The sequence below is a fragment of the Cryobacterium sp. M23 genome, assembly GCF_002929655.1.
GTDB classification, from domain to species: domain Bacteria; phylum Actinomycetota; class Actinomycetes; order Actinomycetales; family Microbacteriaceae; genus Cryobacterium; species Cryobacterium sandaracinum.
In genome coordinates this window covers 56,618-76,665 of record NZ_PJJV01000066.1, presented here as the reverse complement: position 1 = coordinate 76,665, position 20,048 = coordinate 56,618, and the positions used below count along the sequence as shown (strand labels likewise).

At 67.6% G+C, this 20,048-nt stretch carries 20 protein-coding genes; 8 read left to right on the top strand and 12 right to left on the bottom strand.

The features are described 5' to 3' along the window. Positions 1-1,657: SbcC/MukB-like Walker B domain-containing protein (locus tag CXY82_RS07485; RefSeq protein ID WP_304481767.1), on the top strand; the 1,657-nt coding region annotated here is incomplete at its 5' end. A gap of 36 nt (positions 1,658-1,693) precedes the next feature. Here CXY82_RS07485 and CXY82_RS07480 read toward each other — a convergent pair. Further along, entirely contained in the window at positions 1,694-2,470 is a 777-nt protein-coding gene (locus CXY82_RS07480; protein WP_104170367.1) for an HNH endonuclease family protein, read from the bottom strand. 49 nt (positions 2,471-2,519) lie between these two features. Between CXY82_RS07480 and CXY82_RS07475 the strand changes: the two genes are divergently transcribed. Next, a complete protein-coding gene (locus CXY82_RS07475) occupies positions 2,520-2,882 on the top strand; it encodes a DUF2834 domain-containing protein (protein WP_104170366.1) in 363 nt (120 codons plus the stop codon). Between the two features lie 143 nt (positions 2,883-3,025). Here the strand turns inward: CXY82_RS07475 and CXY82_RS07470 are convergent, their stop codons facing one another. Then, positions 3,026-3,571: a cupin domain-containing protein gene (locus CXY82_RS07470; protein ID WP_104170365.1), complete on the bottom strand. Its 546-nt coding sequence runs from the start codon at positions 3,569-3,571 to the stop codon at positions 3,026-3,028. Positions 3,572-3,803: 232 nt separating this feature from the next. On the opposite strand from CXY82_RS07470, the gene CXY82_RS07465 reads away from it, so the two are divergent. Continuing rightward, entirely contained in the window at positions 3,804-4,895 is a 1,092-nt protein-coding gene (locus tag CXY82_RS07465) for a TerC family protein (protein WP_104170364.1), read from the top strand. Then, positions 4,892-5,248 carry a winged helix-turn-helix domain-containing protein gene (locus CXY82_RS07460; protein ID WP_104170363.1) on the top strand — a complete coding sequence of 119 codons (357 nt, stop codon included), beginning with the start codon at positions 4,892-4,894 and terminating at the stop codon, positions 5,246-5,248. The genes CXY82_RS07465 and CXY82_RS07460 overlap by 4 nt, the downstream gene beginning before the upstream one ends. A gap of 13 nt (positions 5,249-5,261) precedes the next feature. Here the strand turns inward: CXY82_RS07460 and CXY82_RS07455 are convergent, their stop codons facing one another. Further along, positions 5,262-5,954, bottom strand: coding sequence for a Pr6Pr family membrane protein (locus CXY82_RS07455; RefSeq protein ID WP_146069068.1), 693 nt, complete (start codon positions 5,952-5,954; stop codon positions 5,262-5,264). A gap of 168 nt (positions 5,955-6,122) precedes the next feature. Here CXY82_RS07455 and CXY82_RS07450 point away from each other — a divergent pair, with 168 nt between their 5' ends. Beyond that, positions 6,123-7,151, top strand: a complete 1,029-nt coding sequence (locus CXY82_RS07450) for a TerC/Alx family metal homeostasis membrane protein (RefSeq protein ID WP_104170361.1) — start codon at positions 6,123-6,125, stop codon at positions 7,149-7,151. 60 nt (positions 7,152-7,211) lie between these two features. On the opposite strand, the gene CXY82_RS07445 is transcribed toward CXY82_RS07450, so the two are convergent. From CXY82_RS07445 to CXY82_RS07435, 3 genes are read right to left on the bottom strand one after another with little or no spacing between them, the layout of a single operon-like run. Further along, a complete protein-coding gene (locus tag CXY82_RS07445; protein WP_104170360.1) occupies positions 7,212-8,027 on the bottom strand; it encodes an amino acid ABC transporter ATP-binding protein in 816 nt (271 codons plus the stop codon). Beyond that, positions 8,014-8,682 carry an amino acid ABC transporter permease gene (locus tag CXY82_RS07440; RefSeq protein WP_104170359.1) on the bottom strand — a complete coding sequence of 223 codons (669 nt, stop codon included), beginning with the start codon at positions 8,680-8,682 and terminating at the stop codon, positions 8,014-8,016. The genes CXY82_RS07445 and CXY82_RS07440 overlap by 14 nt, the downstream gene beginning before the upstream one ends. A gap of 12 nt (positions 8,683-8,694) precedes the next feature. Further along, entirely contained in the window at positions 8,695-9,507 is an 813-nt protein-coding gene (locus tag CXY82_RS07435; protein ID WP_104170358.1) for an amino acid ABC transporter substrate-binding protein, read from the bottom strand. 258 nt (positions 9,508-9,765) lie between these two features. On the opposite strand from CXY82_RS07435, the gene CXY82_RS07430 reads away from it, so the two are divergent. Further along, positions 9,766-10,776, top strand: coding sequence for an ADP-ribosylglycohydrolase family protein (locus CXY82_RS07430; RefSeq protein WP_104170357.1), 1,011 nt, complete (start codon positions 9,766-9,768; stop codon positions 10,774-10,776). Between the two features lie 32 nt (positions 10,777-10,808). Here the strand turns inward: CXY82_RS07430 and CXY82_RS07425 are convergent, their stop codons facing one another. Together CXY82_RS07425 and CXY82_RS07420 are read right to left on the bottom strand one after the other, a co-directional pair. Continuing rightward, complete coding sequence (locus tag CXY82_RS07425; protein ID WP_104170356.1) at positions 10,809-12,974, bottom strand: RecQ family ATP-dependent DNA helicase; 2,166 nt, start codon at positions 12,972-12,974, stop codon at positions 10,809-10,811. A gap of 135 nt (positions 12,975-13,109) precedes the next feature. After that, positions 13,110-13,589: a PPOX class F420-dependent oxidoreductase gene (locus CXY82_RS07420; protein WP_104170355.1), complete on the bottom strand. Its 480-nt coding sequence runs from the start codon at positions 13,587-13,589 to the stop codon at positions 13,110-13,112. An 81-nt stretch (positions 13,590-13,670) separates the two neighbouring features. On the opposite strand from CXY82_RS07420, the gene CXY82_RS07415 reads away from it, so the two are divergent. After that, positions 13,671-14,393: a DUF4256 domain-containing protein gene (locus CXY82_RS07415; RefSeq protein WP_146069067.1), complete on the top strand. Its 723-nt coding sequence runs from the start codon at positions 13,671-13,673 to the stop codon at positions 14,391-14,393. 60 nt (positions 14,394-14,453) lie between these two features. On the opposite strand, the gene CXY82_RS07410 is transcribed toward CXY82_RS07415, so the two are convergent. The 4 genes from CXY82_RS07410 to CXY82_RS07395 are packed head-to-tail and all read right to left on the bottom strand — an operon-like array spanning position 14,454 to position 19,613. Next, the gene (locus CXY82_RS07410) at positions 14,454-15,296 is read right to left on the bottom strand and encodes a DUF6671 family protein (protein WP_104170353.1); all 843 of its coding nucleotides are present in this window, start codon (positions 15,294-15,296) and stop codon (positions 14,454-14,456) included. After that, entirely contained in the window at positions 15,293-15,610 is a 318-nt protein-coding gene (locus tag CXY82_RS07405; protein ID WP_104099654.1) for a DUF190 domain-containing protein, read from the bottom strand. The genes CXY82_RS07410 and CXY82_RS07405 overlap by 4 nt, the downstream gene beginning before the upstream one ends. Continuing rightward, positions 15,607-18,090, bottom strand: coding sequence for a DUF2309 domain-containing protein (locus CXY82_RS07400; RefSeq protein WP_104170352.1), 2,484 nt, complete (start codon positions 18,088-18,090; stop codon positions 15,607-15,609). The genes CXY82_RS07405 and CXY82_RS07400 overlap by 4 nt, the downstream gene beginning before the upstream one ends. Further along, entirely contained in the window at positions 18,087-19,613 is a 1,527-nt protein-coding gene (locus CXY82_RS07395) for a proton-conducting transporter membrane subunit (protein WP_146069066.1), read from the bottom strand. Before CXY82_RS07395 ends, CXY82_RS07400 begins: the two co-directional genes overlap by 4 nt. A 106-nt stretch (positions 19,614-19,719) precedes the next feature. Between CXY82_RS07395 and CXY82_RS07390 the strand changes: the two genes are divergently transcribed. Then, complete coding sequence (locus CXY82_RS07390) at positions 19,720-20,028, top strand: winged helix-turn-helix domain-containing protein (protein WP_104170350.1); 309 nt, start codon at positions 19,720-19,722, stop codon at positions 20,026-20,028. Positions 20,029-20,048 lie beyond the last annotated feature (20 nt).

Genomic DNA, 20,048 nt, shown 5'->3' with positions numbered 1-20,048 from the left:
CGCCCAGGCGGAGCGGCTGCGGGCGGCCGAGGGCGCGGCCGGCCAGGTGCGGCGTCTCGACGCGGAGCTGGAGGTGGCGCACCGGGCCGACGCGGTCGCCGCCGGCGAGAACGCGGCGGCGGCGGTGCGCTACCAGACCCTCGTGGACCGGCGGCTGGCCGGCCACGCCGTCGAGTTGGCCTCGCACCTCGTGCCGGGGGAGCCGTGCGAGGTGTGCGGCTCGACCGCGCATCCGGCTCCCGCCACCGGCGACGATGAACCGGTCACCGAAGCCGACATCGTGGCGGCACGGGCATGCCTGAAGCAGGCGCAGACCCGACTCGATCAAACGCACGCCGCCGCAGGCACCGTGGCCACCGACCTGGCCGAGGCCCGGGCCCGGGCCGGGGAGCGCACCATCGACGAAATCGTCGCCGAAATGGCCGCGTCCGAGGTGGCCCTCGCCGCGGCCGTGAACGCCGGCGTGCGGGCGGCAGCGCTCGGCCTCGACAAGAGCCGGCTGCGGGCCGAACTCGACGAGGCCGGCCGTGCCCTGGCAGGCCTCTGCTCCGCCCGCGATGAGGCGGCCGTGCAGCTTGCCGAGCGCCGCAGCGCCCGACAGGCCATCGACGACCGAGTGTCCGCCCAGCGCGGCGACTTCGCCTCGGTGGGCTACCGGGTCGATCGGCTGCGGGCCGAGCTGGCCTCCGCGCGGGCCCTCGACGAGGCCCTCGACCACAGCCGTGAGCGCCGGAGCCTGCGGAACGCCGCCGGCGCATCCGTTCAGGCCCAGCTGGACCGCGAAGGTTTCGTCGACGAGCAGGACGTGGCCGCCGCCCACCAGGACGACGCCGACGTGCGGCAGCTGGAAGAGCTGATCCGCGGCCACGACGATTCGCGCGCGGCGGCGCGCTCGGTGCTGGCCGAACCGGCGCTCACGGGTCTTCCCGCCGGCCTGACCGACGTCGGTCCGGCCCGGGAAACCCTGGTGACGGCGGCGGCGGAACGGGATGCGGCGCTGGCCGAACGCGGCTCTCTGGGGGAGCGGGTGGCCGTCATGACCGGCCTGGTCACGGATGCCCGCGTGCACTTCGACGCCGGCGCGGAGCTTCTGTCCACGCAGACGCAGGTTCGGGAGTTGGCGGCGGCCGTGCATGGCGACGAACCCAACACGAAACGGATGCGCCTGGAGACCTACGTTCTCGCCGCGCAGCTCGAGCAGATCATTGCAGCGGCCAACAACCGGCTACGCACCATGACCGGGGGCCGCTACACCCTCGAACACGACGACTCGGTGCAGTTCCGTGGTGGCCAGTCCGGGCTCGGGCTGATGATCCGGGACGCGCACACCGGGCGGGCCCGCCCCACCCAGTCGCTCTCCGGCGGCGAGACGTTCCTGGCGTCATTGGCCCTCGCCCTCGGGCTGGCGGAGATCGTGTCGAACCAGGCCGGCGGCATCGCCCTCGACACCCTGTTCGTCGACGAGGGCTTCGGGTCCCTCGACGGCGCCACCCTGGAAACCGCGATGAGCACCCTGGACGGCCTCCGCGCCGGCGGCCGCACCATCGGTCTGATCAGCCATGTCGACTCCATGAAGGAGCAGATCCCGGCCAAGCTGGTCATCACCGTCACCGACCAGGGCTTCAGCGAGATCGGCGAGGTCCTCGTGTCGGTGTAGCCGGGCTGTGACGGTTCGTGCTGTGCCGACGCGGAACTAGTCCAGACCGGGCGTGGCCGAGTAGGCAGGCTGGCCGGGGCAGGTCGCGAGCACGCGCACCATGGCGTCGTGCTCGGCCGGGGCCACCCATAGGCCGTAGGTGGCCTTCACGGAGATCTGGCGGGCCACATATTCGCAGCGGAACGACTTCTCCGCGGGCAGCCAGGTGGCGGCGTCCCCGTCGCCCTTCTGCGAGTTGGAGACACCGTCGGAGGCCAGCAGGTTCAGCGGGTCGTTGGCCAGGGCGATCCGCTCCTCCCGGGTCAGTTGCGCGGCGCCGGTTTGCCAGGCGTTCGACAAAGCGACCAGATGGTCGATCTGCACGAGCATCGAGGTGGTCTCGCCGCGCTCGAACGACACTGATTCGCCCGTGTACGGCGCCAGCAGCTCGCCGCTCAAGACCCGGCAGGACGCGTCGGTCACGATCGCGGCCAGGTCGCGGGCCAGGATATCGTTGCGGGTGTCGCAGCCGTTGTCGTCCACGTCGCGCCAGGCGGAGCCGAACTCGCCGGTGCGGTCGTAGCCGGTCTTCGCGGCCTTGCCCTTGACCGGCAGGGTGGCGAGCAGGTCGGCCGCGTCGCCGGTCACCGGGGCCGCGGCCGTGGATCCGACCGGGAAGGGAACGGATGTCTCGCCCGGCGTGACGCCGGGCACGCCGACCACGATCGCTGAGACCAAAGCCAGGAGCGGCAGGACCACCATCAGGGCGGTGACGGGCCGTCGCCTGGAACGCCGGCTGCGGGTTGACGCAGGCTTGCGAGATGCGTGTGGCATGGTGCTCCCAGGATCGGCTTTCGACCCTACCGGGCGGCAATAATGACGTATGACCAAAAACTGGACCCCGCTCGCCGCCGTCTACCTGGCGCTCAGCCTCGGCGGCCTCGTGGGCACCTGGACCTTCAACCTGCTGGCGATCGTGCAGCTACGCGACTTCGTCGGTGACTGGGTGAACAGCGGTCCGGCGGTGTCGTCACTGACCGTTGACCTGCTGGTGGTGGCGGTGGCCGGCAGCATCCTGATCATCGTCGAGGCCAGGCGGATCGGGATGAAGCGGGGTTGGCTCTACGTGGTGCTCTCGGGTCTGACAGCGTTCGCCTTCACCTTCCCGCTTTTCCTCGCGATGCGGGAACGCACCCTGCAGGCGCAGCGGGTGCGGCCGGCGCCTGCCGGACCCCGGACCCGCTAGGCGCCAGCCAGGCGGACCAGCCAGGCGGACCAGTCGGCGGTCTCGAACCAATTCGACGGAGATTTTGCGCAAAACCGGCCCCAAACATCCGTTTCAGCCCGAAATGCTCAAAATCTCCGTCGAATTCATTAGGCCGCACTCAGCTAGTTGGTGTCGGCGGACCGCGCCCTCGTCGAGGGGCGCTTTGCCGCCGCCTTGCGTGGTGTCTTCGCGGCGGGCTTGGCGGTCGTCTTCGACGTCGGCGTTGCCGTAGCCTGCGTGGCGGCCGGCTTCGCCTGGCGTGATTTCTGCTTCGGCTCCGTGACGGTGCCGTCGAAGTGTTCCTCCGAGGCCTGGGCGTCTGCCTTGGTCAGGTGCACGATGGCGTCCTGATGCTCCGGCGGCGCGTAGATCGTGGCGAGCCGCAGCACCTTGCCGCCCGTGTTGAGCACATTGTGCCGCGCGCCGGCCGGCACGACCATGGCCGAGTTCTTCCTGATCTTCGTCTTGGTGCCGTCGATCCAGATCTCGCCCTTGCCCTTCTCCACCCGAAAGTACTGGTCTCGATCCGGGTGCACCTCTTCCCCGATGTCCTCGCCCGGCTCCAGCGCCATCACGACCAGCTGCAGCCCCCGGGCGGTGTACAGCACCTGGCGGAAATTCGAATTGCGGATGGCCGCGTCCTCGATGTTGTCGACAAAACCCTTCATGGGATCCTCCGTTGTTCCAGTGCACGGTAGTCGCGGCGGCGGAAGTGCTCAACCGCCGCAGTCAACCCCGCGGTTTGCGCCAAAGGGTGAAGTATGCTTCACTTGTTTTCGGAGGGGAGTAATCCCCAGCGTGTGGTCGTCATTACGGTTCCGTCATCGGAGCCCGGCCACAGGGACCCGATCCGGGTTGGACCAGACCTCCAGTCGAAGCAGTGACTGGAAGGCATTTCCCGTGGACGTTCCCCTCTACGCCTGGCTGGCGGTGTTCGGCATCATCGCCGTCATGCTCGCCGTCGACCTGTTCGCCCATCGCAAGGCCCATGTGATCGGAGTGCGCGAAGCCGCGATCTGGTCCGTGATCTGGGTGCTCATCGGCATCTCCTTCGGCGTCGTGATCTGGGTGACGGCCGGGGCCGAGTTCGGGCAGCAGTACTACGCGGGCTACCTGATCGAGAAGTCCCTCGCGGTCGACAACGTCTTCGTCTGGGCGATCATCTTCGCCGCTTTCGCGGTGCCGCGCCAGTACCAGCACCGGGTGCTGTTCCTCGGCGTTCTCGGTGCGCTCGTGCTGCGCGGCATCTTCATCGCCGCGGGCGCCGTGTTGATCGAGAACTTCTCCTGGATTCTCTACGTCTTCGCCGCGTTCCTGATCTTCACGGGCTACCGCATGATCCGCACCCGCAACGAGCACGCGCACCCCGAGAAATCCCAAGTGCTGCGCCTCTTCCGCCGCTTCATCCCGATGACCGAGACGTTCCACGGCCAGCGCTTACTCGTGCGCAAGAACGGCATTCTGCTCGCCACACCGCTGCTGGCGGTTCTCGTGCTCGTCGAGGTGACGGATGTCGTGTTCGCCGTGGACTCCATCCCGGCCATCTTCGCGGTCACCAGTGAACCGTTCATCGTCTTCACCGCCAACGCCTTTGCAATCCTCGGCCTCCGGGCGATGTACTTCCTGCTCGCCGACCTCATGCACCGATTCGTCTACCTGAAGATTGGTCTCTCGCTGGTGCTGATCTGGGTGGGCGTCAAGATGCTGCTGCTCGACGTCTTCTACATCCCGACGACCGTTTCCCTATCTGTGATCGCGCTGATCATCGCGGTGTCGGTCATGCTCAGCCTCCGGGCCACGCGGGGCCAGGGGCGGCGCGAGTTCGAGGCCGCTCCCGTCGGCTCGTTCCGCGAGGCCACCCCTGAGGAACTCGCCCAGATGGAGCCGGTCTGGCGCCGATCGGCCCGCACGCCCGGGCAGAAGGCACAGAATGCCGAGCAGAAGGCCGAACAGAAGGCCGAGCAGAAGAAGGTGAACGAGACCCTCCGATGACCGAGATGCTGCCCGAACCGCTGCCCGTTCCGCCGCCTGGACCGACGGATGCCCCCGGCAAGCCGTGGACGTTCCTCACCCACCACGCGCACCTGCTCCTGGCCATCGCGGGGAACCCCGATGCGCGGGTGCAGGAGCTCGCCGACACGGTGGGGGTGTCAACCCGGGCGGCGCTGAGCATCATGGCGGACCTGGTCAAGGCCGGCTACATCCGGCGCGAACGGGTGGGGCGGCGCAATCACTACAGCATCGAGCGGAACCGGCCGTTCCGGCATCCGTCGACCGCGGCGCACAGCGTCGACGAGATGATCGCCGCGTTCAGCACATTCGCGCCGCCGCCGCGATCGGTCTGACCGCGACAGCGGATCAGGCCACGGGTTCGGTCGTCAAAACCTGTGGCCGGAGGCGGCTCGCGGCGATTGCGGCCGCGGCGAGACCGGTGATGAAGGTCGCGATGCCGAGCACGTAGAAGATCACGGTCACGTAGCCGCCCGGCTGGGCCGGTTCGAGGAAGGGATAGGTGTAGAAGCCGGTCAGGGTGCCCCGCACCACGGCGTAAGCCACCCAAGCCAGCGGGTAGATCAGGGCCACACCGAGGCGCTTCCAGGCCAGGGCCGGGCGCCCCGGCGAGAGGATCCAGTCCAGCGCGATGAAGATCGGCGCCCAGACGTGCAACACCTCGTTGGGCCAGTCGACACCGATGAAGCCATCGGAGACGACGTTGCGCAGCAGCGCGTTGTAGACGACCCCGGTGACGACCGCGTAGGTGAGTACCGACATTCGCACCCCGGTGAGGAGTTGGGAATCCGTGCTTCGGCGAAGGGCGAGGGAACCTCCCACGAGCAGCACGACCACGTTCATCAGGCTCGACTGGATGGTGAAGTAGCCGAAATACTCGGTCGCCACGAAGGCGTCGTTCCAGAGCTGGTCGGTGATCTGCGTAATGATGCTCGCGAGGAGCAGCAGTCCCATGCCGATCCGCAGCAGACCGAAAAGCCGCCGGAAGGTGGAGGGCGATGCTGAGTCGGAGCCCACCGGAGAGATCGCTGTTGAAGTCACTGGAAAAGAATAGTGCTGACGAGCTGGGGATTTAGCAGGGCAGGCCGCTTGCCCGGAAGGGGGTCAGCAGCAGAGGCAGGATACTGTTGACGTTCATGCTTATTTGGTTCCTCTTATGAGTAGGCTCACGCTGAAATTCTCGCTGAGGACACGACAGGAAGGTCACAGTTGCTGGAAGTAACTGCGCTCCGCTGGACGCTCACCATCGCCGTCATTCTGGGTCTGCTCGCGTTGGACCTGGGTTTGGCCATCGCCCGGCCGCACGTCGTCAAGTTTCGGGAGGCCGCACTCTCGTCGGTGCTGTACATCGCGGTCGCGATCCTGTTCGGCCTCGTTTTCGCGGCGCAGGTGGGGTGGGGGTTCGGCGCGGAATACTTCGCCGGGTACATCGTTGAGAAGAGCCTGTCCATCGACAACCTCTTCGTCTTCGTGATCATCATGTCGACCTTTGCGGTCCCGGATAAATACCAGCAGAAAGTTCTCATCTTCGGGATCCTGCTGGCACTCATTCTGCGGGCGATCTTCATTGCACTGGGTTCCGCCCTGCTTTCGCTGTTCTCATTCATGTTCCTGATCTTCGGTCTGGTGCTGATCTTCACAGCCGTACAGCTCTTCCGGCACCGTAACGTCGACCCTGACGTGCAAGACAACGTACTGGTCCGGGTGGCCCGTCGGGGCCTGACCGTTACCGACGACTATGTCGACGGTCGAATGTTCACGCGGAGCGCCGGCCGCCGCGCGGTGACACCGCTGTTTATCGTGCTGATAGCGATCGGCAGCACCGATCTTCTGTTCGCACTCGATTCGATCCCGGCGATCTTCGGAATCACCGATGAGGCGTACATCGTCTTCACCGCCAACGCCTTCGCACTGCTCGGGCTCCGGGCGCTCTTCTTCCTCGTCAAGGGGCTCCTCGACCGGCTGGTCTACCTGTCGACCGGCCTGTCCCTCATCCTGGCCTTCATCGGTGTGAAACTCGTTCTGCATTGGGCACACGGCCTTGATGGCCGAGTGCCGGAGATCAGCACGAATCTCAGCCTGATCGTCATCGGTGTGGTCTTGACCGTGACCACGGTTGCCAGCCTGATCAAGACACGCCAGGATCCCACGGTGCGAGCTCATGCCGGCTCACTCCGGGCAGCGGATCATTCCGAGACTGAACCAGCGGATCAGCCCGACTCCGGGCGCAAGAGTTGACGGGCAGGTGAGGGGCTGAGCCGCTGCCCGGCGAGGTCGGCCCCACGCCTGGATGTGCACCTAGAAGGGGAACAGCAGCCGGTGCAGGAACAGCCGGGTGCGTTCCTCCTTCGGGTGGCGCAGCAGCTGATTCGGGTCGCCGTGCTCGACGATCCGGCCACCGTCGACGAAGGCCACCTCGGTGGCTACCTCGCGCGCGAATTCGAGTTCGTGCGTCACGATCACCATGCTCCAGCCCTCCACCGCCAGTTCCTTGATCAGGCGCAGAACATCGCCTACGAGTTCCGGGTCGAGGGACGACGTGGGCTCGTCGAAGAGCAGCAGCTGCGGGCGCAGGGCGAGCGCGCGCACGATGCCCACACGCTGCTGCTGGCCGCCGGAGAGCTCGAACGGGTAGCTGTCCTTCTTGGCGCTGAGGCCCACGCGGTCGAGCAACGCGAGCGCCTCCGCTTCGACCTCCGCCTTCGGGCGGCGCTGCACCACCACGGGCCCCTCCAGCACGTTCTCCAGTACGGTCTTGTGCGGGAACAGGTTGTAGTGCTGGAAGACCATGGCCGACCGGTCGCGCAGAGCCGCACGCTGATTCTTCCCCGGTATGGCTGCGAAGTCGATCGACAGTTCGTCGGCCACGTCGATCGTTCCGCCGTCGGCCAGTTCCAGGCCGTTCAGGCAGCGCAGGATGGTGGTCTTGCCGGAACCGGAGGGTCCGATCAGGGCGAGAACGCGGCCGCGACCCACCGTGAGGTCGATGGATTGCAACACCTGGTTGGCGCCGAAACTCTTCTGGAGCCCGCGCACGCGGAGCAGGGCGTCGGAGGTCGCCGCGGCATCCGGGGCCGTCGGTTCGGTCGGATCAATCGGATCAGTGGGGGACATAGCGGTCCAATCGCTTCTCGAGAACGCTCTGCACCGAGGACAGGCCCAGGCAGATCACCCAGTAGACCAGGGCGGCCTCGAGGTAGAGCAGCATGAATTCCTGGCTGAAGGCGGCCACCTGCTGTGCTTCGCGGAACAGCTCCGTGACCAGGATCAGCGAGGCGAGGGAGGTGTCCTTGACCAGGCTGATGAAGGTGTTCGACAGGGGCGGAACCGAGACACGGGCGGCCTGCGGCAGGATGATCCGGGTCAGCGCGCGACGGTGCGACATGCCGATCATGTAGGCCGCCTCCCATTGCCCCTTGGGCACCGAGAGGATGGCCGCCCGAATCACTTCGGCGGCGTAGCCGCCGACGTTGAGTGAGAACGCCACCACGGCGCTCGGCCACGGATCGATCAGGATGCCCAGCGACGGCAGGCCGTAGAAGATCACGAACAACTGGACCAACAGTGGGGTACCGCGCACGATCGAGATGTAGACCCGGGCGATGCCGGACACCCACCGGCGCCGGGAGAGGCGCATCAACGCCAGCCCGAGCGCGAGCGCCAGACCGATCGTGAACGAGGCGAGCGCCAGCGGGATGGTGCCGAGGATCGCCCCCTGCACGATGGGACCGAGCGAGGTCCAGAACAGATCCCAGGCGGATTGGTTCATGGCTGGACGGGGTTACTGGGAAACGTCGGACCCGAAGTACTTCTCCGAGATCGACGTCAGGGTGCCGGCGGCGGCGAGCTTTTCTAGGGCCGCGTCGACGGCATCCGTCAGCTCCGTGCTTCCCTTGACGAAGGCGAACGAGGTCGCGGACTTCTCGTCGGTGTTCGCGGCGACCTTGAGCCCGGTTGCGCCTGTCTGCTTCTGGTAGTCGAGGAAGGTTAGATTGTCGTTCACGGTTGCGTCGACGCGGCCCTGTTCGACCAGGGCGACCGACTGGGCCCAGCCCTCGACGGCCTGCACACGTGCGCCGCTCTCGGTGGCGAGGGTGTTCCAGTTGCTGGTGAGCGACTGGGCCGTGGTCTTGCCGGCCAGGGTCTCGAAGGAGGTGATCGAGGTGTTGTCGCTCTTGACCACGATCACGCCGGTCGAGAACGTGTAGGGGGTCGAAAAGTTGTACTTGGCGACGCGTTCCGGGGTGGCCGTGACCTGGTTGGCGATGACGTCGAAGCGGCCGGCCTCGAGGCCGGCGAAGATGCCGTCCCACTGGGTTTCCTCGAACTTGGCCGTGACTCCGAGCTCGGCTGCGACGGCCTCGATGATCTCGACGTCGTAGCCGGTCAGTGCGCCGGAGCCACCCTCGTGGAAGGTGAACGGGCGGTACGTGCCCTCGGTGCCGATGGTGAGCACGCCCGCGTCTGTGACGGAGGACAGCGAGGTGTCGGCGCCGGTGGTGGCTGCGTCGTCGGTGTCGGTGCTCGCGGAGCAGCCGGCCAGCGACACGGTGAGCGCTGTGAGTAATACCGCCGACAGGATCTTGAGCTTCATTTTTCTGGCCTAACCGAGGTTGCAGGTGCGTATTCATCGCCGAAAAGCGATATCTGAAGACTAACAAGGAGTGCGCCCCGGTAAGTATTCCCGTGACGCGCCGCGTCACACACCGGTTAGGCGCCGGTCAATGGCCTTGCCGGGGATTTTGGGCCGGAATAGGCTGCGCTCGACCCGTGCACCCGGCGTTCGTTCTCGGATGTGCAGGTACTCCGGTCCTTACCCGACCCGAATCGGCCCGACCCGAAGGAGCCTGCAATGAAGCTGACTGCCGACCAACACGACCGATCAGCAGCGGTGCTGCTGGGCATGGCCTGCGGGGACGCGCTCGGGGCCGGCTACGAGTTCGCCGGGCCGCTACCGGAAACCACCCCGGTCAGCATGCGCGGCGGCGGCGGCTTCCACTGGGCACCCGGCGAGTGGACCGACTACACGGCCATGGCGGTGCCGCTCGCGATGGCCGCGGCGGAGGGCGGGGATCTCAGAGACGACTCGGTCCTCGACATCGTCGTGGCCCACTGGGTGGCCTGGGCGAAATCGGCACCGTACGCGGGCGTGCAGCTGGGGGCGGTGCTCTCGGGCAGTGAGCCGAACGCCGATTCCGTGCGTCGCGGGGCGAGGGAGCAGCATGATCGCAACGGGCGCAGCGCCGGCAACGGATCGCTCCTGAGAACCGCGCCGGTGGCGCTGGCGTTCCTCGGCGATCCGGTCGCCCTGGCCGAGGCCGCGCGCCTGGTCAGCGAGCTGACGCACCGTGAAACCGAGGCAGGCGATGCCTGCGTGCTGTTCGGGCTCGCTTTGCGGCACGCCGTGCTCGAGGGCGAACTCGACATTCGGGTGGGCCTGTCCGCCCTGCCGAGCGAGCGCCGCGCGGACTGGTCGACCCGGTTCGACGATGCCGAGCGTGAACGGCCCGCGGATTTCCCGGGTAACGGCTGGGTCGTGCAGACCCTGCAGGCCGCCTGGTCGGCGATCACGTACGCCCGGGGAACGGATGCCGGCCAGGTGCGTCGCGCCATCGAAGTCGCGGCGCGCGGCGGCGGCGACACCGACGCCGTAGCAGGTGTCGCTGGCGCGCTGACCGCCGCCCGCTGGGGGCTGGAAGCTGTGCCAACAACCTGGCGCCACCTGGTGCAGGGCTGGCCGGGGCTGCGCGGCGTTGACCTGGTGCGCCTGTCCATGCAGTCAGCTCACTGCGGAGCGGTCGGGGGAGTCCGGGCCGACGAGGTCGGCTTGCAGCGCACGGTCAAGCTGCGCGCGCTGCGTTGACGTCAGGGCGAAAGCTTGAGTTCTCCGGCAGCTCAGGACTTCAACGCCAACGCGAACGGCAGCACGGCCGCCACCCCCTGGCGACGCAGTAGGCGGCCCACGACCGTGAGCGTCCAGCGGCTGTCGGCGAGGTCGTCGACGAGCAGGATCGGTCGGCCCTGCACCGTGTCGAGGGCCGCGGCCAGCTTCGGTCCCACCGCGAAACGGTCCCAGACGTTGCAGAGCCGGTAGGCGCTGTTGCCGCCCGCCGTGCCAGTGGGGCCGCCGTTCACGAGGTCGAGCGAGCCGAGCCAGGGCAGGCGGCCGGCCTCGGCGAACGCCCGAGCCACCGATCCGACCAGCAACGGATGCTGCCGCGAGGGCACGCTCACCACCGCGGCCGGCCGTTCGTCCCAGCCCCACTCCGCCAGCACGCGGATGCAGGCCTGGATCAGGGCCGGGCTCGCCGGGGCATCCGTAGACGGCGCGTCGGAGGACTGGGTGGCGAACAGGTCGCGTAGTGGGCCGCCCCAGCCCAGATCGGTGAGACGGGCGAGGGCGCGGCCGGGCAGCATCCGTTCGCCGGTCGGGATGTTGCCGCGCACGTTCATGCCCAGGCTCGCCACCCCGGTGGGCCACTGCGCGCGCGGCTCGAGAGCCACGCCGACCCGGTCGAGGGCTCGGGCGGCGGCCGAGGTCATCTCGGGCCGCACGTCGCCGGGGAACCAAGCCGTGGTGCAGTTGTCGCAGCGGCCGCAGGCCACCGCGGTGTCGTCGTCGAGCGCGCGCTGCAAGAATTCCATCCGGCAGCCGGTGGTGCGCTCGTAGTCGAGCATCGCCTGCTGCTCGCTCACCCGGGCGGCGGCGATGCGTTCGTAGCGTTCCCGGTCGTAGAACCAGGGCCGGCCGGTGGACACCCAGCCACCGGTGACGCGGCGCACGGCGCCGTCGACGTCGAGCACCTTCAGCAGCAGCTCGAGCGGGCTGCGCTTGAGGTCGACGCGGGCCTCGAGCGCTTGTGTGGACAGCGGGGCCAATCCGTGCTCCGTGAGCGCCCCGATCACGGCTTCCGCCTTGTGCTGGCTGGGCATCGAGGAGGTGGCGAAGTACTGCCAGATGTCTTCGTCTTCGACTCCGGGCAGCAGCAGCACGTCGGCGTTCTCGGTGGCGCGGCCGGCGCGGCCGACCTGCTGGTAGTAGGCCACGGGGGAGGAGGGGGCACCCAGGTGCACTACGAAGCCGAGGTCGGGCTTGTCGAACCCCATGCCCAGGGCGCTGGTGGCGACGAGGGCCTTGACCTTGTTGCGCTTGAGCATGCCCTCGGACTCCTCCCGCTCCGCGGTGTCGGTCTGCCCGGTATAGGCGCGCACCGGGTGCCCGGCCTCCCGCAGCAGACGTGCGGTGTCTTCCGCCGCCGAGACGGTGAGGGTGTAGATGATGCCGCTACCGGGCAGCTCGTCGATGTGGCTGAGCAGCCAGGCCAGCCGGGTGCGCGAGTCGGGCAGGCGCAGTACGCCGAGGCGCAGGGATGCCCGGGCGAGCGGGCCGCGGATGGTGACCACCTCAGCGCCTGCCACGCCGGTCGCGCCGTTCGCGACCGTGGCGCCGGTCGAGACCAGCTGTGCCGCGACATCCGTCACCACGCGGCTGTTCGCCGTGGCCGTGGTCGCCAGCACCGGCACCCCGGCGGGCATCTGAGCGATCAGGTCGCGCAGGCGCCGATAGTCGGGCCGGAAATCGTGGCCCCAGTCGGAGATGCAGTGGGCCTCGTCGACGACGAGCAGGCCCACCCGGGCGAGGAGCGCGGGGAGCTGCTCGTCGCGGAACTTCGGGTTGTTGAGCCGCTCCGGCGACACCAGCAGCACATCGACCTCGTCGTCGATCAGCTGCTGCTGCACCTCTGCCCACTCGTGCGGGTTGGAGGAGTTGATCGACACGGCGCGCACCCCGGCCCGGGCTGCCGCGGCGACCTGGTCGCGCATCAGGGCGAGCAGCGGCGACACCAGGATGGTGGGGCCGGCTCCCTGGCGGCGCAGCAGCAGCGTGGCGACGAAGTAGACGGCGGACTTGCCCCACCCGGTGCGCTGCACGACCAGGGCCCGTCGGCGCTGGTCGACGAGGGTCTCGATCGCCTCGAACTGTCCCTCGTGGAAGTCGGCGTCGTCACGCCCGACCAGGTTGCGCAGAATCTCGAGGGCGGCGGCGCGGGTGTCGGTCATTCGTCCAGCTTCGCAGATGCTGGTGACAGTGCGCCGGGCGCCAGGCCTCGCGGCGCAGGTTATGGAAGCGGGCGCACGGACGAACGGGCGCCTGCTTCCCCAGGGTGCGCCGCGACGCCGATCCTGCGAGCGCGGCTACAGTGCGTCGAGCCGGGCAGCGACGTCGGCCGGGAAGCCGCCCGTGCCGATCGGGCTCCACCGGCTGGGGGTGATGCGGATCAGGGACTTGTCCTGAAGCGCCATCGCCGCCCGGTACTCGGCCCAGTCGGAGTGCTCGCCGGAGATGCAGCGGAAGTACTCGACCAGCCCGTCGCCGGCCTCGGGCATGTGCAGCACCTCGGCGTCGCCGTCGACCTGGATCCAGCCGCCGTCCCAGTCGTCCGAGAGCACCAGTACGGAGGCAAGCACATTTCGCTCCGCGTTGCGGGTTTTCGCCCGGGCAGGATAGGAGGAGATCACGATTCGGCCGGAGGGGTCGACCCCGCCGGTCACGGGCGAGATCTGCGGGCGGCCGTCGGTGCGGGTGGTGGCCAGCAGCATCCGGTGCCTCGGGCGCACGAAAGCGAGCATCTCGGCGAGGTCGACTGTGGTGGTGGTTGCAATGTCTCTGGCCATGATCCAAGGCTACGGCAGAGCGGATGCCCGACACGATCGGTCGCATCAGGCTCCGCGGCCACACCTCGCTATGCTCGCACCGTGAAGGTCGTCCAGGAACTCGAAACACGCATGCACCCCGACTCCGTCGCCGGGTTCCGCCTGGTGCTCGCGGAGGCACGGGTGACCGACTCCATTCTGCTGCCGGTCCGGGCGATGGAGCGCATGGTGGCGCCCGTGCAGTGGATGCTGCGCCGCGTCGGTGAGCACGGCATCCGTCTGACCCAGGCCGGCTACCTCCCGCCCGCGGTGGTCGTGGAAGCCTCGACCCAGCTCGACTGGGGCTGGCCCGTCACGGCCAGCCGGGAGAGCCACTTCCTGCCTCTGCTGGAGTTGCGCGCACACCTGCGCAGCGTGGGCCTGCTCCGAGTGAGCAAGGGGATGCTGCTGCAGACCAGTCGCGGCCGGGCGCTCGTCGAGGCGCCGCGCGATCTGTGGTGGCATCTGGCCAGAACCGCGCACCAGAGCCGCGACCCGGCCGAGTCCGATGCCACCAGGCTGCTGCTCCTACTCATCGCGCGGCGGGGTTTTGACGAGGCTGAGCTGTTCAAACAGCTGCTAGCCCTCAGTTTGGAGACCATCGGTTGGGTGCGGGCCGACGGTGCCCCGCTCTCCAGTGACGCGGCGTTCAACCTGGTGCTGCCGAAGTGGCGCTTGCTGCGCCGACTCGGTGTGTTCGATGCCAGCACGAGCAGTTACACGCGCTGGATCGTCACGCCCGGTGGGGCCGCGTTCGCCCGGGCGGCCCTGCAGTCCGAGGTCTGAGGCGCGCCGCGGTCCACCATGCATGAGGCCGACGGGGAGCACGAATAACGCCTGACCTCACTACGGGTTGCAATAGTCGCACCATTGCGGGTCGGCGGTGGCCTGGCCACGCGGTATCCGGGTCTTGTGGGTACAGCGTCCGCAGCCGTGGAGGTCCGCGGCGATCAATGCGGTCGCTGATCTACAGTCGGAACAGGGAACGCCGCGTTCGATGTCTACCTGACCGAACCCAGGTGCTTGACACAGGGAGCAGGGTGTAGCGAGGCGACGAGCCATCTGATAACTCAGCCTGCGAATGGTCTCTGCCCGCGCTGGCGATTTGTGCGCTCGGTAGTCCGGCAGAATCGTGACGGAGGACTGGTCCGTCAGAAGCAATTCGACGGTTTCCTGGAGGTCGCTGAGTTGCGTGAAGTTCTTGTAGACAGTCAGGTGATTATCGTTTGTGCTCTGCACGATCACTCCCTGTTCGGGGAATCCCGCGGCTGACGCGAACGCGAGAGCGCTGTCGGCGTTGTCGACGCGTCTGCCTCCGGGCAGCGCGGAGACATTCACGGCGCCCTCGACGAGTTCCAACCCCAGGGTTTTGTCGATGAACAGGAGAATCTCCATGTTTTCAACGAGAGGACCGAATCCGGAGCTGAAGCTGCCTTCGGAGGCAAGTCCGAGAGTGGTGCCGGCGATCTGCATACCCAGTCGCGCTTTGGCGCGGGCTGCCGAGCGGGGGCTGAGGGTGCGTGGGATATCGCCGGCGAAGGTCCCGAACTGGTCAGTGTTCAGGCCCCCCGCAGCGCTGACTGTCGCGCCGAGAATGTCGTGGAATGCTTGTTGGGCGAGGTGCTCCTTGCCGTGCATGGTGGCGAAGGTGATCAGGCGCCCAGCATAGGAGGAGTGGGAGGAAGTCATTGGAAGTAGTCGGGCCTTGAGACGTAGGTCTCGGCGACGAACATGACGCCGCTGGAGGTGTTGAGCAGCTCGCGCACGGCGTTGATGAGTTCGTCGGCTTTGTCGGGGGGCAACACGGTGATGAGCATGGTGAGGGTGTCGTACTCGTTGAAGAGCAGGGATCCAGAGTGTTGTCCGTGGTGTCCGATGCCGGAGACACCGGAGACGGAGGTGTACCCGGTGGCGCCGGCGGAGGAAACCAGCTCGCGGATGGCGGGGGCGTCGCGGGCAGGCACGACGATCTCCAGTCGGGTCATCTTGGTGAGATTGTTCATGTGTGTGGTCCTTCCATCGGGGTGGCAGTGGCGGCGGGAGTAGCGGTTGCGGTCGCTGTGAAGCCGTAGGCGGTATAGCGGTGCCAGAGGGCAGTGGGGTGATCTCGTGCGGTGAGGGTGATCCAGTCATTGTCGAAAAGATCTCGCAGGACTTGGTTGCGCGAGATGATCTCTCCGATGCGGGCCAGCGGTGCTTCGACAACGACGGTGAGGCGCATCGGCTCATGGAACAGCTCCGTGCCCAGACCCACGGATTGCCACGGCAGGCCGCGGCGGAGGTCGCCGCTGTGGCCCGAGATCACGCCGAGTGTGCCGATGGCGTTGTGGATGGTTTTCGTTCCGGCGCCGAGAGTGTCGGGGTTCAGGGCTGTGAAGTAGTACTGGTGGTTGATCCACTGCGCCACGACGAGGGGGGCGGTCATGATCGTCTCCAGGGCGGCCCCGGTGGGATCCAGTTCGGTGCGGTAGGAGTGCAGGAACACCCGCCGGCCCAAATCAACGTTCCTGGTTATGTCGCGGGGTCCGATGATCATGGTGGCGTTTCCCGCCAACCCGAGCTCTGGATACACCTCAGCCCAGTCGTGGGCACGTCCGCGCAGTCGTGCGGGGGAATGCCGGGGGGATGCTCCCGGTAGGTGCCGGGCGCGTTCGGTCACTAATTTGTCCGCCGCGGTGCGCTGAAGCTGCTCGAAGCGGTCTGCCGAACTCGTGTGGCTGTCGGGGATCAGGTGGCGGTCGAGCACGGTAACCATGTCGCTGACGGTGTTGTGTTCGGCGGCCACGAAGAACGTGTCGAAGGGAATCGGCAGCCCGCGGTCGGCGAGCAGCAGTCGCACTTCGGGGTCGTTGAAGATGGCGGCGGCGGCGCGGGCGTTGGCGTGCCCCGGATTTCCGCCGCACGCGCCGCAGTCCAGTGCGGACTGGTAGAGGTTGTTCTCCGATTCGGAGCCGTGACCTGCCAAAACGACCAGCGGGGCGAACTGGGCCAGGCCCATCATCCGCAAGGCCGTTTCGGCCAACGTGGCACGCTCGTCCAGCGTGAACGCGTCCGCGATCGTCACGTCACAGCGCAGGTCCCGGGGCGAGAGGGAGAGGGCGCGCACGATCCGTGCGTGGATGCGCGGGGTGAGGGTGCGCAGGATGCTGATGCCGCCGTAGAACCATCCTGCCGTCTCCGCGAACGCGAACGGTGTCGCCGCTGTCGAGTCCGCCGTATGCACGGCATGCCGCAGGGCGTCTCGGAATTTTCCAGCGGCAACGACTCTGTGTGCTTGTTCGTGGTCGACGGGGATCTCGGTGATGTGGTGGCGCGCGCTCAGCAGTGCCGGGAGCGAGTTGATTGCTCCGCGCGCCTGGTAGCGGGCGAACCGGATGGGGACGCCGAAGAAGCCGGCGAAACCGAACGTCTCGACCGAGGAGCTTTCTTCGAGGTGGCGGCGCAACCCCTCGGACCGGGGGTCGATGCACATCACCAACTGCACGTTGCGGCCGTCCCGGGTCTCGACGGTGGAGCGGAGTGCCCCGATCAGGGCGGTGCGGTAGTTCAGTTCGTAGGCTTTCTGCCAGGTGTACCGCTGGTCGGTTATCGGATGGGTGGACAGAACCCGAGCAACCGCGGCGACGTCCTCGCGGCTCGGCCGTGCGGCGGTGAGCGCCTGCGCAACCCGTTCGGCCCGCAACCAGAACGGTGCCGAGGTCAGCGTGGTGTGGTCGGGCTGTGCCGTCTGTGTTGTCTGGTCGGCTGCTGGGGTAATTCCGAGCGCAACCTGGACCGTGAATCGGACGGCCAGGTACGAGGTCAGGTCGATGTCGCCGACCTTCTCGGCCCGCCATTTGATGTGCCCGACCCACCCGGGCAGGTGCCCGAGTGCGGTCCGAAGGGCACGTGGGACGTCGGCCGCCGTGATGCCGAGGCATTGCAGGGCGTGCGCCAGCGCCGCGTCCGGTTCGGGCGAAAGTGTGGTGAGGGTGCGCCGAACCGTGCGGGGGAGGGACGGATCGAGGCAGGCCAGGGTTCGCCAGGCCCGGTAGAACCCGTCGGCATGGTGTGGCATGGGCCACGCCGGGTCCGGGCACAGATAGCCGGCAACCCAGACGGCCAGGTATTCATCGAGCCACGTCAGCTCCGCCACCGCAACCGGTTCGGGGGCAGGTGCGGCTGCGACCAGGCGCATATCGAGTTCGGCAACCCGGACCGCGGACACGGCTGCGGTGCCGATCCGCAAGCGTCGGTCGGCCAGCTGGGGGATGCGTTCGAGGAGTGCTGCGTCGATGTCATCACGGGTGATTCGACCGCGCTGGTAGTCAGCCAGGTAGGCGCTCCCGGGGCGGGTGGTTGCCGCTTCCGCGGTTGTTTCGGTCTCGAATGGGTAAGATTCGCGGCCGGCCAGCGGGTTCACGGCGATGAAGGAGTCCAACGGCCAGGCCGGAACGATGTCGTGGGCGGCGGCAGCGACCTGCGCGCGTAGGATCAGACTCACAGGGGTGCTCCAGTTCTGATGGGGTTACGGGGCAGGGATGCGGCAAGTGCGGACGTGTAGACACGATCGCGCAGCCAGACCGCACCGGTGCTGCTTCGAGCCAACAGCTCGACGGCGATCAGGCCGACCGCGGGCAGAACGAGCAGCCAGCCAGGTGCCCCCTGGACCGGCACCCCGGGTTCCAGTGCTCCCGTGAACAGGTGCAGGAAGGCTACGTAGCCGATTCCGACGGCCGCCGTCACCGTGGTGCCGACCACCATCGTGCGGATCGAGAAGTGGGTTGCCAGTGCCACGGCCAGGGTGACGCCGGCGGTCAGGGCGACGAACGCCAACAGGCCGATGCTGGAGGGCGACACGGCGGGGGAGAGCACCAGTTTGGCTGCCACGAGTACGGCAACGGTTACGGTCACGGAGATGGCCACCGCGAGGCCCGCCACCAGGCGCGACGGGGCTGTGCGGGTGGGGAGGTCGCGGTCGGTGGCGTGCTGTCGCACTCCGGTTCCCGCGCCTAGGAAGAGTGTCGATTTGTACAGGGAGTGGGCAACCAGGTGGAAGATTGCAGCCGCGAACAGGCCCAACCCGCAGGCCATGATCATGAACCCCATCTGCGCCATCGTGGAGAATACCAGTCGGCCCTTCACGTCCGGGCGTGCCAGGCGCACCGCCGACGCGAACACCAGGGTGGCCGCGCCCACCACGCAGACGACGATCATCACGGACCGGTGAGGGGCGATCGCCGGCGCGAACCGCAGAAGCAGGATGGCGCCCGCGTTGACCACCCCGGCATGCAACAGCGCAGAGACCGGTGTCGGGGCGCCGAGAGTGAACGGCAACCAGCCCTGGAATGGGATCTGGCTGGATCGGGCCAGGGCGGCGAGGACCAACATCACCGCGAGGGTGAGCTGGGCGGGCGCGCTCAGGCCGGACGCACCGGCGCCGAGCTGATCGAAGGACACGTCCCCGCCGGCACCAACGAGCAGCACCGCCACCGCGAGCAGGAACGCGGTGTCGGCGGCACCAAAGCGAACCGCGGTGCGCCACACACCCTCCCGCGCCTGTGCCAGCGGCCAGTATGTGGCCAGAAGCAACACAAGTGCGGCGCCGGCGCCGACCCAGGCGCACGCGAACAGGGCCACGGACCCTGCACACACCATCAGCACGGTGAACCCGGTGAGCAGGTTCGCGGTCACCACGAACCAGACCTGACGAGGATCCCCGCGCAGGTAGCGCACGGCGAACCCCTGAATGAGGGAGGACAGCCCCAGAACGAGCATCGACATGATCAGTGCCAGGGCATCGAGTTGCAGGCTTGTCTCCCCGAAGCCCACCTGGATTGAATCCGTCCACAGGGTCGACACGGCAACGGCGACGGCTGCCGTAAAGACGAACCCCAGACCGACGACCGCCGCGGCAATGCGAGCAACCAGATCACCGCTCCGGCCGAGACGCCCGGCGATCGCTGAGGCGAGCACGGCAACCCACGGCCCCGCCAGGACCATTGCCACCGTAACATTCTCGTTCAAAGCTGCTCCTTTTCTCACGATTCATAAAACACGAAAAACATAGCACGTGTTGAGTGTCGGGATTCACGTGTGAGGAAACAATGGTCAGTTGGGTGAGAATAGGAGAATGGCGCAGTGGACGTTTTTAACCAATCACGCGCACGTGCTGTTGTGCGTGGCGGAGAACCCGAATGTGCGATTGCGCGACGTCGCGGCCCAGGTGGGCATCACGGAGCGGGCGGCTCAACGCATCGTCACCGAACTCGAAGACGCCGGTTATCTCGAGCGCGAACGGGAGGGACGGCGCAACATCTATCGCCTCAACACGGGGATGCCGCTTCGCCACCCTCTGGATCGTGGTCACCGCATCGGGGAATTGCTGGCCGCCTTCGCCAACCCCGAGGCTGCCCCGAGCGGCGTTGGCCCACAGGGATAGTGGTTTCAGGAGTCCGGGAC